Below are 13883 nucleotides of genomic sequence, written 5' to 3'. Positions count from 1 at the left end.
CGACCACGGTATTGAGGGCGTGATGTCGTCATGGTGGCTGGCGCCGGAGGCCGGTGCCGGTGAGGCAGCCGTCGAGGACGTCGGGGCGGTACTGGAGCTGGCGTAGGCCGCGTCGGACGGCGGTGATCAAATCATCGGGTCGGCGAAGGCGCGGTTGGCCGTGGTGGTGCGTCGCAGGACGGACCAGATGCCCTCGACCGGGTTGAGGTCGGGTGCGTAAGGCGGCAGTTGGAAAACGGTGAGCCAGTCCCGTGCGGCGATGTAGCGGCGCATGCCGGCTGTCAGGTGGGTGTTCAGGTTGATGCCCCTATGGTCTGTCAACCTGCGCGTATCACTGTTCCGGGGAGGGGCGATGCGCTGATGCACCGGAAGAGTTCGCGGGCCACGTAGCGTTTGAGGCAGCGGATGACTTCTCTTTTGGTCTTGCCTTCGGCTGTGCGTCGTTCCAGGTAGACCCGTGTTCGTTCGTCCCAGCGGAGGCGTGTGAGCACGATGCGATAGAGAGCGGCGTTGGCTTGCCGATTGCCGCCTCGGTTTAGGCGTCGGTGTTTGCTCTTTCCCGAGGAGTGCTCGACGGGGTTGACGCCGCAGAGGGCCGCGAAGGAGGCCTCGTTGCCCAGGCGGTCGTGGTTTTCACCGGCCGCGACCAAGAGTGCGGCCGCGCTGTCGGGTCCCACGCCCTGAATCTGTAGGAGCGCGGGATTGTGATCTTTGATGGCGGCGGTGATGCGTCGGGTGAGGGCGTTGACCTGGTCGGACAGTTGCTGGATCCGCACGGCGAGCAGGTTCAGAGCTTGATGGACGGCGGTGGTCTCTGGATCAAGGCGGGCGCACGCATCGAAGAGTGCGACGTTACTCAATTGCGCCAGGGACTCTCGCAGTTCCGGGTCGGCGCTCACCAGAATCGCCTTGAGCTGGTTGATCGCCTGGGTGCGGGCCCTGACGGCGGAGTCTTTGACGGTCTTGGACACGCGTAGGTCCTCCACCGTCCCACCAGTGTGCTTGGGGCTGGCCGTGGCCCGGCCTCCCAGAACAGCACGGGCGGCTGCCTCCGCGTCAACCGCGTCGCTCTTGCCCGACCGGCGGCGCGCGGCACGGTCTGGCCGGTTGACCTCGATCACCCGCAGGTTCTCGGCGTCAAGGTAACGACACAAGGCCGCGCCGTAGGAACCAGTGCCTTCCACGCCGGCTCGGCAAACTGCGCCGAAGGAACGAGCCCAGTCCAGCAGTTCACGGTAACCGGCTGCGGTGGCCTGGAAGGGGCACGTTCCCAGCAATGCTCCCAACTGGGTGACCACCGCCGCGACGTGCACGTCTTTGTGGGTATCGACACCCAGGACAACCTCCGGTCTCCCGGCTGACAGGTTCTCTGCGCTCTCATCCTGCAACTTGCTCAGGGTCGTCATGTCTCTCCTCGTCCGAGCCGATGGCGGAGGACTGGCACCGGGCCGGACGAGTGGTCAAGACTGTGAAGGCGCTGGCCGCGAAGCCCCTATCGGGACACATCCGCCGACCCGGTGCCGGCAAACCCGTTCAGGACCACGGCCGACAAATCAATACTCCAGACACAGTGGTCAGTCCCAGACCGGGTCAAGCCGCGGTCCCGAACGGGACACCTCATCCTCACAGTCCCAGACCAGCACGATGGGGCCGCCGAGCTGCTGGTGGGCGGTCTGGATCAGGTAGCGGTAGTCCTTCCAGGAGAAGCTCTTGCGCCCGTCGGGCCGGGTGTCCGGGCAGGGCCGGTAGATCAGCCGCGAGGGTTGACCGGCCTTGTAGCAGGCCAGGGCGGCCACCGACAAGCGGCGGCGGGAGCGGCCCCGGACGCGGATCACGGGGGTGTGTCCGCGGCGGGACCAGGTGCGGGCGTGTGGCGGCGTCATCGAGAATCCGGCCTCGTCCTCGAAGACGAGCCAGGCGTCGAGCGCCGCCACGGTCCTTCCACGTGGAGCCAGGTCTCCTTCACCCAGCCGGCCACTGCGGTTTCGTCCCGCTCGATAGCCCGCCGGGCGGGGACCTGGCAGCTCCAGCCGTGCCGCTTGAGCAGGGCGGCCACCCCTTGCACGGTGTAGCTCTTGTGGAACCGGCGTCCGATCAGCGTCTTGATCCGCGACAGGGTCCAGGTCTGGTCCGGCCAGCAGTGCACCACCGGCCCCTTGGCCAGCTCCCGCTCGAGCGCTGCGAACAGTTCGTCACTGAGGGTTTTCCAACCTGCCTGTGGACAGCTTCGGGCCGGTAGGGATCCTGCCGTCGGTCCGTAGCATCGGGCACTTCCGCTCCAGGGCGATCGGCCCCGACAGCAGCCCCGAGCCGTACCGCTCCGCACTCGCGACGGCGTGGTTCCAGCACACCACCGACGTGCCGTCCGGGGACCGCGCGGAGCCCGGACCGCTGCGCATCCCCCGGGACGAACCGGCAAGGGACTTCGAGCTCCAGGTCAGCGCTGCTGCCACTGCTCCCGGGTGATCCCGTAGCGCACTCCCCCCTGGTCCGCACCATCGATCACCCGCATGTCCTCCGGAACCGGGATCTCGCCCGTGAGCGTCAGGCCGGCCTTCTCCATGACGCGGCGGGAGCGGCTGTTCACGGCCAGCGTCTCGGCCCAGACCGAGCGCATGCCGAGCTCGGTGAACCCCTTGTGCAGCAGCGCCAGCGAGCCCTCGGTGGCGTAGCCCCTGCCCCAGGCCGCCTTGCGCAGACGGTAGCCCAGCTCGGCATCCTCGCGCGGCCCTTCGCTCTCGGGCCACAGCGAGAACCAGCCGATGAACGCGCCGCCGTCCTTCTCGTGCACGGCGAACAGACCGAGCTCACCCTGCCACCGCCGGCACTCCGCGACGATGGCCGGCATGACGAGCTCGCGCATCTCCGCGGCAGGCCTCTCCGCCTCGCCGGGGGGAAGGTAGCGCATCACCTCGGGGTCGCTGTTCAGCTCGATCAGCAAGTCCGCGTCCTCGACGGTGACATGACGCAGCGTCAGCCGCTCGGTCTCCAGGTAGGTATCCACGGGCGCGGATCCTGCCCGAGACGGGCAGCCCGGCTCAACAGGTTTTCGCCGCGCCCCGCCGGTCAAGAACGGACCCGGCACCCAGGGTTTTCCGGTCTCAGACCGATGTGGTCAGGTGGAGCGCGAGGACTGCCCGGACGATGGCGGTGATGCGGGTGGTGCTGCATCGGAGTTTGCGCAGGAGTCGCCAGGTCTTGAGGGTGGCCATGGCCTGTTCGCCGAGCGCGCGGATCTTGGCGTGAGAGCTGTTGACGGCCTGCTGACCTGCGGACAGCTTCTCCCAGCGGCCACGGTAGGGAACCCGCACCGTACCGCCGACTCCCTGATACGCCTTGTCGGCCCAGCAGAGGATGTCCGCCTGGGCCAGGGCGTCGATGATGCCGTGGGCGCGGGCGGCGCGGATGTCGTGCACCGCGCCGGGCAGGGCGGCCGAGGCCCACAGCAGACGCCCGAACGGATCGGCGATGACCTGCACGTTCATCCCGTGCTTCTTGTGTTTTCCGGAGTAGTACGGGCGGTCGGCGGCGATGTCCCCCAGCCTTCGGCCGGGAGGTGCCCCCAGTCGATCGGCAGCAGCGTCCCGTCGAGGATCACGAACGCCTTGCGCGCTGCTGTCCGGACGGCCGTGGCGAGGTCAGGCGCGAGAGCGGCCAGGACCTCGACTGCCTCGGCCACATACCGGTGGACCGTGCTGGTCCCGACGCCGAAACCGGCCGCGAGCTGCGCGTAGGTGTGTCCGCACCGCAGGTGGGCCAGGACCAGCAGGGCTTGGCGGTCCGCCGGAAGCCGACGCCACCGCGTACCGAGTTCACGGCGCCGGGCAGCCAGCAGGCGGGACAGGAACCGAAGGGCCGAGCTGGACAGATCGATCCCCGATGGGTAGACAAGCACATGAAGCTCCGGGCGGACAGGTTGATCTTGGTCGACAACCCATCTACCAGGAGCTTCACCTCTTCCCGCACGCGGCCCCACACCAACTCACGCCGCTGTCAGCCAGGTTGGCAAAGGCTCACTGAGCAGTGGCAGCGATGCCGGGCCCTTGGAGGCCAGGGCCCGGGGCCCGTTCTGCGACCAGGCTCTGCGCCACCGCTGAACCGACCGGACGCTGACCCGCAGGTCGTGCGCGATGACCGGGTTTTCGTCGCCCCGGGCGAACCGCTCGGCCGCCTCGATCCTCAACTTCTCGCGGAAGGCCCGCCGTTCGTCGGTCAGTCCGCCCCCTTGCGCATACCTCATGCGGTCGGCATATCGCAGGAATCATGAGGCGTCAGCCCTTACGACACCACGCTTTGAAAGTCAGTAGAAGGCGTGCGCTTCATCCCGAGGTACCTTCTGAGCATGTCAGTGAAGCGCGTCTGTCCACGTTGTGAGCAGGACTGGGTCCATCGATACCGCTTCAAAGCCGATGGGGCCTCCTTCTTGTTGTGCACTGAGTGCGACTCGCTGTGGTGGCCCAACGAGACGGTCGAGACCGCTCAGGCGCACTTCCTCGACGACGTCGTCGCAGCACGCCTGGGCGTGGAGGACAACCCTTGGACCGACCGCGTCACATTCGCCCAGCTCGGCGCCTGAACCTCCCGCAAAGGAGCGCAGCTTCCCAAGCTGAGAGCGTGACGGGTGCACATCGAGTGGCCGCATCGCCCTTTTGTCCAAGGCGTGTTGCCTTCGGTGTGTCAGCAACGGCCATCTGCACGGGTGCAGCCTGTCGTCACCGTTCCGTCACAAGTAGTCGCCGCACGGAACCCTGCCGCTCTCCCGCCTATCTGCACTCACGCACCACGACCACGCGTACCGCGGGGCAACAACCGACGACCGAAACCCGCGGACGAGACGACTCAGGGGGACGACAACATGCGTCACAGCAACGGCATTCGCAGGGCGGCTCTGGCGACGACGGCGGTCACGGCCGTCGCGGCGGCGGTGACCGGCATCCTGCCCGGCACCGCCATGGCGGCGAGCACCACCACCTCTACCCCGCCGCCCGCCTGCCCGGCCTCCGCCCTCCAGGTCAGCGCCCGGCAGGCCGCCCACCCGCCCGTCGGGACCGGGACCGGGGCGGCGGTCGTGCAGTTCACCAACGTCTCCCGGAAGACGTGCGTCCTGAAGGGCCATCCGACGGTCGCGGGCGCCGGCAACGGCTCCCCCACCCACAACACCCCGCTCAAGGTCACCCCCACCGGCAGGGCGGCCACCGTGACGGTCCGGCCGCACGGCAAGGCGTGGGTGAAGCTGACCTTCGTCCAGGTCCAGGGGGAGGGCGACGGCTACTGCGTGTCGGGCAAGACCCCGGCGGCGTATCCGACGATGGTCATCGGGCTGCCGCACTCCGGGAAGCACCAGGTCGCCCTGAACGACGGGTGGTGGGCCGAGTGCGACAACAAGGTGACCGTCACCCCGGTCTCGGCGGTCAAGCCTTCCTGACCCCCCGTCCCCACAAATCGAGCAGCCTGCATGACGATCGCAAGGCTCTGACCTAAACGTTTACGAGGAACCGCACATAAGTGCAGGTCAGCGACTCAATGTACCTTCGGTGCGCTGAGTCGCTGACCTGCGGTGATCAAACTCCGATGACACAAACTCGCGTCCGTCAAAGTCCGATGGCAAACGGTCAAGATCCAGTGGCACAGGACAACCCGGACGCACCTTCGGCGGCACGCCTCGCCCCCAACCCGTGCCGAAGCCGAGACCGCGTTGGCGAGCCATCTCTGAGCGCTCACCTGGGCAGGAGCACGCGACCGGCCAATCGCCACGGTCTCAGTTTCCGTCTCATTCACCACCGTTCACGGACGTTCAGACGAGACCACAAGCCCACTCCCTCAAGCCGACCAGCCGCGCATGAACGCAGGTGAACGTCCCCGAACGCGGCCCAAGACCCCATCAACACAGTTGGAAAGAGTGCACGTGAGACGGTGCTGCCTGTCCCAACACGTGTGCGCATGACGCGCTTGTTGCGCCGGCCGTGCGCCCTACCCGATGGCTGCACGGCGACGCACGCTGTATGCCGACCTTGAAGCCGAACCACCGGGGGTGGACGGTGGGCGAGTGGAGGCAAGGTAAGTGCGGTTGGCCGACGGCGGCCGGGAGACGTTGTCAGAACAAGACCATGAAGGGCACGTCGCGCTGCTACCGCCACCAAGGGGACTGGACGAAGCGTGGCCAAGCCGAACAGAAGAAGAAGGCGAGCAGGCGACATAAGAGGTGATGCAGAGGCGCGGGGTGAGTGTCTAACTGCGTGACAACGCCGACGAACAGCGGCGAACAAGCACGGACGTCTACGGACCGTCGGAACAGGTGGAGGGCACTTCAGCCCAAGGCAGCGCCCCCACCCAAGTTGCTTCGGGACGAAGAGGTCCGGAGTTCAAGGCTCGCAAAGCCAGCATGCGTAACACTCGCTTTGCGAGTCCGTCGCTCTTACGGTCAGGCCAGCGCAGGCATGAAGCCGCCGCGGGCAGTTCCCGAGGACAGCAGGGCAGACCAGTCGAATGTCTCAGGCAGGCGGTCCAAAGACAGAACGACTGCTCCGCCGGCGTGCTCGGCATCCGCGCACCAGTCGCCCATGCCGCTCGATGCCGTGCTGTCATCGGCTCCGCCGACCACCGGCGCAGCGAGAGCGGGGACGATGAGCCCGTGGTCCCCAGGTCCGTCTACGACACACAGGGTGAGTCGGGGAACGATGTTCCAGCCCTCGCACAAGGGAATCGCTCCGTCCGGCGCGGTCAGGAGCGGCAGGGCATCGTGGACAGGCGCGTCAGCCAGCAGAAGCACGGGCGTGGCGCCACGGACGAACAGAGTGTTTTCAGGATCCAGTAGCACAAGGCCACTCTCGCAGGCCGGGGCATCAGGGCAGCAAGGGGGTGCCGAAGCGGCCGACGAGCGTGCATCGGCCACGGTCATCGAACCACTACCTGACATCCATCGATGACATCAACAACCTCAGACATCGGCGTACCTCCTGGACCGTGGCCATACGACGCACGGCAGCAAGACGCTGGGGTCGCAGAAGCAGGATCGAACTCCTGAAGCGGTGATCGGCCGCAGCCCGTGTTCTTCACGCGGTCCATTCCCCGATCGGGACGGCAGCGAAGAAGAGCGGGACGGCAGCGAAGAAGAGTACTGACAGACGGTGCCGGCAGTTGGACGTCGTCTCCCGCCCCGTGACAGGGGGAGGAGGCGCGGGCGCGGGCGGACTGCTTCGGGCCGGACGACTGCTACGGAGTGGTGTGGACCCTGCTCCGCCTCATCGAGACCGGCCCCCTCCGGCCCCCTCCGGCCGCCGGGGGAGCCCGTGTGGGCCATGAGGGTGCGGGCCGGGCGTCCACCCGGAGGGTTTTCGGGGCCGGGACCGCGAGCCGCGCGGGAACGGCGGATCCCGTGGGTACGCTCGCGCCCCGGCGGCACGGTCCCCCGGCCGTCGCACGGTCATCACCCTGCCGTCCCGCGGCGGTCGCGTACGGCCGTCCCGTGGTGGCCGTACGGCAGCATTCCTCCGAGCGGACGTAGGAGAAGACCCATCACCGAGCCGAAGTCCGAGGAGCCCGGACCCGCTCCGGGTGACCGGTCCGCCGAGGTCGGCCCCCCGCCGGACAACCAGCCCACGGAGGCCGAGCAGCTCAGGAACATGCTGCTCCAGCCCTCCTACCGGCGAGCGCTGGTGTTCTGCGCCGTGATCGGTGTCCCGGTCTCGTTCGCCGCGTTCTGGTTCCTGGTGCTCCTCCACGAGCTGGAACACCTGATGTGGGAGCAGTGGCCGCACGACCTCGGGTGGTCGGACCCGCCCTGGTGGTGGCCGCTTCCCCCGATGCTGCTGGCAGGGGTGCTGGTCGGTCTGATCGTGCTGTGGCTGCCGGGCCGGGGCGGGCACATCCCGGCCTCGGGACTGCACGCCGGCGGGGTGCCGACATCCGCACTGCCGGGCGTCGCGTTCGCCGCCCTGGCCAGCCTCCCGCTGGGAGCCGTCCTCGGCCCCGAGTCGCCGCTGATCGCGCTCGGCGGCGGTCTGGCGTTGCTCTTCAGGGATCTCGTACGGGCCCCCGCGACCCGGGCGAGCACGGCACTGATCGGTGCGGCGGGCGCCGCCTCCGCCATCTCGGCGATCTTCGGCAGTCCCCTGATCGCCGCCGTGCTGCTGATGGAGGTCGCCGGGGTGGGCGGCCCCCAGCTGTTCGCCGTGATGCTGCCCGCGCTGCTGGCCAGCGGGGTCGGCGCCATCGTGTTCACCGGCTTCGACGACTGGACCGGACTGCAGACCGGCAGCCTCAGGATCGGGATCCCCGCGCCCTCGACCCTGGACACCGGGGACGTGGTCTGGTCGGTGCTCATGGCGCTCGTCATCGGGGTCGGCGTCCACTGGGTGATCGTGGGCGGCCGGTACGCGGCCCGCTCCGTGACCACGCACACGCTGCGGACCACGGTGCTGTGCGCGTTCGGCGCCGGCGGCTGCGCGGCGCTCTACGCGGTCCTCACCGGGCGTTCGCCGTCCGAGGTGGCCCTGTCCGGCCAGACCACCCTGTCCCAGCTCGCCGCCCACCCGCACGCGTGGTCGGTGGGCAGCCTCGTGGCCCTGGTGCTGCTCAAGTCCGTCGCGTACTCGTTGTGCCTGGGCACCTTGAGGGGCGGCCCGGTGTTTCCCGCGCTGTTCCTCGGCGCCGCGACGGGCGTCCTGCTGGCACCGCTCCCGGGGTTCGGCGTCGCGTCGGCCATGGCGGCGGGCATGGCCGCCGCGTCCGCCGCCGCGCTCAGGCTGCCGGTGAGCTGTGTCGTGCTGGTCGTGCTCCTGGTGGGCAACTCGGGAACGGTGCCGGTGATCGTGCTCGCCGCCGTGGTGTCCTTCGTGACCGTGGAACTGCTTCCGCAGGGCCCCGACATCCCGCCGTTCAGGGACGCTGCCGGTCGAGCGCCTCGTCGAGCGTCTTCGCGGCCATGATGAGGGAGAGATGGGTGAAGGCCTGCGGGAAGTTGCCCAGTTGCTCCCCGCTGGGGCCGATCTCCTCGGCGAACAGGCCGACGTGGTTGGCGTACGTCAGCATCTTCTCGAACGTGTAGCGGGCCTGGGGGAGCCGCCCGGCCCGGGCGAGCGCGTCGACGTACAGGAACGTGCAGAGGCTGAACGTGCCCTCGGCGCCGCGCAGTCCGTCCGGGGACGCCTCGGGGTCGTAGCGGTAGACGAGACTGTCGGAGACGAGTACGCGCTCCATGGCGTCCAGCGTGCTCAGCCAGCCGGGGCTCCGCGCGAAGACGAAGCCGACCCGGGGCGCCAGCAGCAGGGAGGCGTCCAGGACGTCGCTGCCGTAGTGCTGGACGATCGCGCGGTGCGTCTCGTTCCAGCCGCGCTCCATGACCTGTTCGAGGATCTCGTCCCGCGCCTTCGTCCAGCGGACGGTGTCGGCGGGCCGGCTGAACTCCGCGGCGAGCTTCAGGCCCCGGTCGAAGGCGGCCCAGCACATGATCCGGCTGTAGGTGAAGTCCTTGCGCCCGCCCCGGGTCTCCCAGATGCCCTCGTCCGGGCGGTCCCAGGAGTCCGCGAGCCAGTCGAGGATGCCGGCCAGCGCCTTCCAGCCGTGGTAGCCGCCCTGTTCGCCCACCGTGCGCCCCTCCGCCAGCGCGTAGAGGGCCTCGCCGTAGATGTCGAGCTGCAGCTGGCCGGAAGCCCCGTTGCCGGCGCGCACCGGGTACGACCCCCGGTAGCCCTCGAAGTGCGCCAGGACCTCCTCGGTCAGGTGCGGGTCGCCGTCGACCCGGTACATGATCTGGAGGGGTTCGTCGTCCGGCCCGTCGCGTTCCCGGAGGCGGTCGCCCAGCCAGTGCGTGAAGTGGGTGGCCTCCTCCACGAAGCCGAGGTCGAGCAGCGCCCGCACCGACAGCGATCCGTCCCGCACCCACGTGTAGCGGTAGTCCCAGTTGCGCTCACCGCCGATCTGCTCGGGCAGCCCCATGGTGGCGGCGGCGACCGGCGCTCCGGTCGGGGCGTAGGTCAGCAGCTTGAGGGTGATCGCGGAGCGGTGCACCATCTCCGTCCAGTGGCCCCGGTAGTTCGAGGTGCGCACCCACTTCTGCCAGAAGTCGACGTTGTTCCACAGCTCCTCGGTGAGCCCGTCGGGCGTGGGAGGCGGCGGGGCCTCGCCGTCCGGCCCGCACACCGTGAACACGACGGCGGCCGACTCCCCGTTCTCCAGGGTGATGCCACCCCGGACGTCCTCGCCGTCGCGTTCGAGCGGGATGTTGCCCTGGAGGTGGGCGCTCGCGACCGGGGACCTGAACACCGCCGTACGGGACGTGAGTTCGAGCTCGTGGATCGCCCGCGCGTAGTCGAACCGCGGCCGGCACTCCAGGACGAAGCGCACGGTGCCGCGCACCGAGCGGACGACGCGCACCAGACTGTGCCGGTCGGACGGCGTGTGGCCTGTGAGGACCGGCATGTGGTCGATGACCTCGCCCACGCCGTCCGGGGACATGAACCGGGTCACCACGACGGCCGTGTCCGGGTAGTAGAGCTGCCGCCAGGTCCCCTCGGGGTGATCGGGCGCGAGACGGAAGTATCCGCCGCCGTCGTGGTCCAGCAGCGAGGCGAAGACGCTGGGGGAGTCGAAGCGCGGTGCCGCGAACCAGTCGACCACGCCCTGGGACGACACCAGGGCCGCGGTCTGCAGGTCGCCGACCAGACCGTGGTCGGCGATGGGCGGATAGCGGTCCATGCGGGCCTCCTCGTCGGGCCTGGCGGAGCGTGCGGGCTCGCCCTGGGCCGTCCGGCGCGTCAGGCCGTCTCGGCCTTGACGCGTCCCGAGCGGACGGCGTCGACGAGCGCCCGGTGGTCCCTCTCGTTCTGGTCCGCGTACGCCTCGGCGAACGGGACGAGCGCCCGGTCGAAGACGTCACCCCCGCCCAGATAGGAGGCGATGGCGATCCGGTCGCCCGACCTCGCGTGCGCGCGGGCCAGCGTGGCGCCGCACAGCTCCCCGAAGGCGCGCATGCCGGAGGGCACCATGAGCTCGGGTTCCGCGATGCCCTTCCAGTCCCGCAACTGCCGTACGTAGAAGTCCCGTCGGCGGCCGTCGATGCCCTCGGCCCGCTCCCAGCCCAGGAAGATGTCGCTGGTGGCCTGCATCAGCCGCTGGCCGGCGACCACGCGTTCGCCCTGCGTCCGGTACTCGCTCGCGCCGGCGTAGGGCGCCAGCACCGACTCGTCCGCCTCCTTCGCCTGCAGCAGCAGCGGATCGGAGCCGTTCCGGCCGAGCATGAGGACGATCCAGCAACGGGTGCCCACGCTGCCGACCCCGACCACCTTGCGGGCCACGTCGGCGAACCGGTACTGGTCCAGCAGGAACCGCCGGTCCGTGTTCAGACTCCGGCGGTAGCTCCCGATCAGCTTGCGGAGCTGCTTCTCCAGGGCGCCGCGTTCCATGTCGGGCATCAGGTCCTGCAGTGGGACGACGAGCGGGGGGTCCGCGGCGATCCGCGCCTCGCCGTCGACCAGGTGCGTGAGCTTGTTGAACGCCTGGAGGCTGTCGCGGCCGCGCGCCTTGGCGGTCGTCCTCTTCCAGCGCTCGCGGCCCCGCGAGCCCAGCTCCTCGGTGATGTGCGTCCGTATCCAGTCCTCGTCGAAGTGCGTGTACCAGACGGGGAGATTGCCCATCCCGGCGAAGCGTCTCATCCACTCGCGGTACGACCGGACCGTCGTACGGACGATGTCGGCACGTTCCTTGCCGCTGTAGCCGTTCGCCCGGCCCGCGATGACGAGGCTGGCGGACAGCCGCTTGACGTCCCACTCCCAGGGGCCGGGCAGCGTCTCGTCGAAGTCGTTGATGTCGAACATCATGCGGCGCTCCGGGGAGGCCAGCAGCCGGAAGTTCAACATGTGCGCGTCACCGCACAGCTGCGCCCTGATCCCGGACCGGGGAGTGCCGGCGAGGTCCGCGGCCATGACGGCGGCGGCCCCGCGGTAGAAGCGGAACGGCGACTCGGTCATCCTGCCGTAGCGGATCGGCACGAGTTCCGGCACCCGGGTCGCGGACTGCGCCTCCACGATGTCCACCGGGTCGGGCCGCTTCGGCGCGGGGGCGAAGTCGGCGTGGCTGGAGCGCGGCACGGCGGACCGGGCGGCCTTGCCGAGCGCGGCGCGCTCCGCCGGGGTGTGGTGCGGGGGATGACTGCCGGCCGAGTGCTTGGGGGTCATTGCAGACGCTCCGCGATGTGGTCGCCGGCGCGCGGGGCACCGGTGATGGCGCCCGGCGGTCGATTCCGCCGGCCACCGTCTTGGGATCGTGGTCCGGGCCCGCCCGTGGAGGGGCGTCCGGCCCGGATCACCAACGTAGCTCCGGGCGGTATGTCCGGCGAGTTGAGCCGATCGGGGGTCCCGGGCGGCGGGCGGCCCGGCGGGGCCCGGGCCACGACGGCGCCGGTCGCGACGACCGCCGCACGGGGGATGCCCGCCGTACGGGAGGCCGCCCGGTGTCGACGTGCCCGGCGGGACACCGGATTTGTGGACGTGCCCGGGGGAGGTGACGATGAGGGCATGCGCGAAACCGCGGTGCCCGGCCGCGCGAGACCACGCGGGGGCGGCGATGGTCCTTGACCTGCTCCTCATCGGTCTGGCGATCGCCCTGGACCCGCTGCCGATCACGGGATTCGTGCTGGTGCTCTCCTCGGACAGGGGGATCTGGAAGGGCCTCGCCTTCATCCTGACCTGGCTGGCCTCCTTCCTCGCCATCATCGCCGCCGTACTGCTCATGACCGGCGGCGAGCCGCCGGCCCCGAAGTCCGCGCCGTCCACGGCCGCGCTGGCCGTCAAACTGGCCGTCGGCGTCGGACTCGTCCTCTACGCGGAACGCAGACGGCGCAACCTCGGCAAGCGGCCGAAGTCCTCGGGCTTCATGTCCCGGATCGAACGGATCTCCCCCTGGACGGCGGCCGGCCTGGCGCTGCTGCTCCAGCCCTGGGGGATGATCGCGGCCGGGGCCTCCACCGTCGTGGACGCCCAGCTCGGGCACGCCGCCTCGTACGCGGCCCTGATGGGCTACGTCCTGCTGGCCAGTTCCAGCCTGCTGACGATGGAGCTCTACGCGACCTTCGCCCCACGGACGGCCCATGTCCGGCTCGGGAGGCTGCGGGCGTGGATCGAGGGGCACCAGGACCAGGCGCTGGTGTCGCTGTGCCTGTTCCTGGGGCTGTGGCTGGTCGGCAAGAGCATCTACCAGCTCACCGCCTGAACCGGCCGAACCGTCCGAGCCGATCGAAATGTCCGAGCCGGCCGAACCGCCCGGACCACCCGAACGGCCCCGCCGTCGGGGGCCGGAGCGGGCGTCGTACCGAAATGCGGCGGCTTCCGTCCGGTGCTGCAATGGCACTGACCAGGGGCAGGGTAAAACCATGACCACGCAGGGGTGAAGCCGTGAGCGAAGATGAATTCGTCGAGATGGGACCGATCGACTACATCGTCGTGGAGTTTCCCGGTAACCGAATGACCGGAGAGGGACTTCCGATCCTGGTCGATCTGGTGGACCGCGGCCTCATTCGGATTCTCGACCTCTTGTTCGTGAGAAAGGACGAGAACGGATCCGTGGTCGGCATGGAGATCGCCGACTTCGACGGCGACGGAGCGCTCGACCTCGCCGTGTTCGAGGGCGTGTCCTCCGGTCTGCTCGGCGAGGACGACATCGAGGAGGCCGGGAAGGCGCTGGAACCCGGGAACTCCGCCGGAATCCTGGTCTACGAGAACGTCTGGGCGGCGCCCTTCGCCGCCGCGCTGCGACGCGGCGGCGCCCAGATGGTCGCCTCCGGGCGCATCCCGGTGCCCGCGGTGCTGGCCGCGCTGGAGGAGACGGACGCCGGATAGGCGGCACGCGCCCCGGACGGCCGTCGGCGGCCCCGCACCTCGGTGCGGGGC

General features: G+C 69.6%; 13 protein-coding genes and 3 pseudogenes. 6 read left to right on the top strand and 10 right to left on the bottom strand.

The window, feature by feature from the left end:
* Positions 1–28 precede the first annotated feature (28 nt).
* The 4 genes and pseudogenes from ACFW6B_RS20935 to ACFW6B_RS20920 form a co-directional block, all read right to left on the bottom strand.
* Positions 29–300, bottom strand: a pseudogene (locus tag ACFW6B_RS20935) (transposase); the annotation flags it as partial.
* Between the two features lie 17 nt (positions 301–317).
* Positions 318–1406, bottom strand: coding sequence for an IS110 family transposase (locus tag ACFW6B_RS20930; protein WP_386597963.1), 1089 nt, complete (start codon positions 1404–1406; stop codon positions 318–320).
* Positions 1407–1628: 222 nt separating this feature from the next.
* Positions 1629–1883, bottom strand: a pseudogene (locus ACFW6B_RS20925) (DDE endonuclease); the annotation flags it as partial.
* Positions 1880–2326 (bottom strand): winged helix-turn-helix domain-containing protein, encoded by a 447-nt coding sequence (locus ACFW6B_RS20920; RefSeq protein WP_386597962.1) that lies wholly within the window; start codon positions 2324–2326, stop codon positions 1880–1882. The gene ACFW6B_RS20920 and the pseudogene ACFW6B_RS20925, both read right to left, overlap by 4 nt.
* Here ACFW6B_RS20920 and ACFW6B_RS20915 point away from each other — a divergent pair.
* The gene (locus ACFW6B_RS20915; RefSeq protein WP_386598093.1) at positions 2218–2466 is read left to right on the top strand and encodes a hypothetical protein; all 249 of its coding nucleotides are present in this window, start codon (positions 2218–2220) and stop codon (positions 2464–2466) included. The genes ACFW6B_RS20920 and ACFW6B_RS20915 overlap by 109 nt on opposite strands.
* Here the strand turns inward: ACFW6B_RS20915 and ACFW6B_RS20910 are convergent.
* From ACFW6B_RS20910 to ACFW6B_RS20900, 3 genes and pseudogenes are all read right to left on the bottom strand, one after another.
* Positions 2438–3004 carry a GNAT family N-acetyltransferase gene (locus ACFW6B_RS20910; RefSeq protein WP_386597961.1) on the bottom strand — a complete coding sequence of 189 codons (567 nt, stop codon included), beginning with the start codon at positions 3002–3004 and terminating at the stop codon, positions 2438–2440. The genes ACFW6B_RS20915 and ACFW6B_RS20910 overlap by 29 nt on opposite strands.
* 97 nt (positions 3005–3101) lie before the next feature.
* Positions 3102–3895 (bottom strand): annotated as a pseudogene (locus tag ACFW6B_RS20905) (transposase family protein).
* 87 nt (positions 3896–3982) lie between these two features.
* Positions 3983–4240: a helix-turn-helix domain-containing protein gene (locus ACFW6B_RS20900; RefSeq protein ID WP_386597960.1), complete on the bottom strand. Its 258-nt coding sequence runs from the start codon at positions 4238–4240 to the stop codon at positions 3983–3985.
* 183 nt (positions 4241–4423) lie between these two features.
* On the opposite strand from ACFW6B_RS20900, the gene ACFW6B_RS20895 reads away from it, so the two are divergent.
* Together ACFW6B_RS20895 and ACFW6B_RS20890 are read left to right on the top strand one after the other, a co-directional pair.
* Positions 4424–4576, top strand: a complete 153-nt coding sequence (locus tag ACFW6B_RS20895) for a hypothetical protein (protein ID WP_386597959.1) — start codon at positions 4424–4426, stop codon at positions 4574–4576.
* A 279-nt stretch (positions 4577–4855) separates the two neighbouring features.
* A complete protein-coding gene (locus ACFW6B_RS20890; RefSeq protein ID WP_386597958.1) occupies positions 4856–5425 on the top strand; it encodes a DUF4232 domain-containing protein in 570 nt (189 codons plus the stop codon).
* 996 nt (positions 5426–6421) lie between these two features.
* On the opposite strand, the gene ACFW6B_RS20885 is transcribed toward ACFW6B_RS20890, so the two are convergent.
* Entirely contained in the window at positions 6422–6817 is a 396-nt protein-coding gene (locus tag ACFW6B_RS20885) for a hypothetical protein (protein WP_386597956.1), read from the bottom strand.
* Between the two features lie 805 nt (positions 6818–7622).
* On the opposite strand from ACFW6B_RS20885, the gene ACFW6B_RS20880 reads away from it, so the two are divergent.
* The gene (locus tag ACFW6B_RS20880; protein ID WP_386597955.1) at positions 7623–8927 is read left to right on the top strand and encodes a chloride channel protein; all 1305 of its coding nucleotides are present in this window, start codon (positions 7623–7625) and stop codon (positions 8925–8927) included.
* Here the strand turns inward: ACFW6B_RS20880 and ACFW6B_RS20875 are convergent.
* Both ACFW6B_RS20875 and ACFW6B_RS20870 read right to left on the bottom strand, forming a co-directional pair.
* Positions 8878–10695, bottom strand: coding sequence for a glycoside hydrolase family 15 protein (locus tag ACFW6B_RS20875; protein WP_386597954.1), 1818 nt, complete (start codon positions 10693–10695; stop codon positions 8878–8880). The two genes, ACFW6B_RS20880 and ACFW6B_RS20875, sit on opposite strands and share 50 nt — an antisense overlap.
* Before the next feature lie 59 nt (positions 10696–10754).
* Positions 10755–12173, bottom strand: a complete 1419-nt coding sequence (locus tag ACFW6B_RS20870) for a DUF2252 domain-containing protein (protein WP_386597953.1) — start codon at positions 12171–12173, stop codon at positions 10755–10757.
* A 388-nt stretch (positions 12174–12561) separates the two neighbouring features.
* Between ACFW6B_RS20870 and ACFW6B_RS20865 the strand changes: the two genes are divergently transcribed.
* Positions 12562–13206 carry a GAP family protein gene (locus tag ACFW6B_RS20865; protein WP_386597952.1) on the top strand — a complete coding sequence of 215 codons (645 nt, stop codon included), beginning with the start codon at positions 12562–12564 and terminating at the stop codon, positions 13204–13206.
* A gap of 206 nt (positions 13207–13412) precedes the next feature.
* A complete protein-coding gene (locus ACFW6B_RS20860; protein ID WP_386598087.1) occupies positions 13413–13832 on the top strand; it encodes a DUF6325 family protein in 420 nt (139 codons plus the stop codon).
* The last annotated feature ends 51 nt before the right edge of the window (positions 13833–13883 follow it).

It is taken from the genome of Streptomyces sp. NPDC058751, assembly GCF_042746485.1.
Classification (GTDB): Bacteria; Actinomycetota; Actinomycetes; order Streptomycetales; family Streptomycetaceae; genus Streptomyces.
Note: the sequence above shows the minus strand (reverse complement) of the source record. Positions and strands in the feature narration are given on the sequence as shown.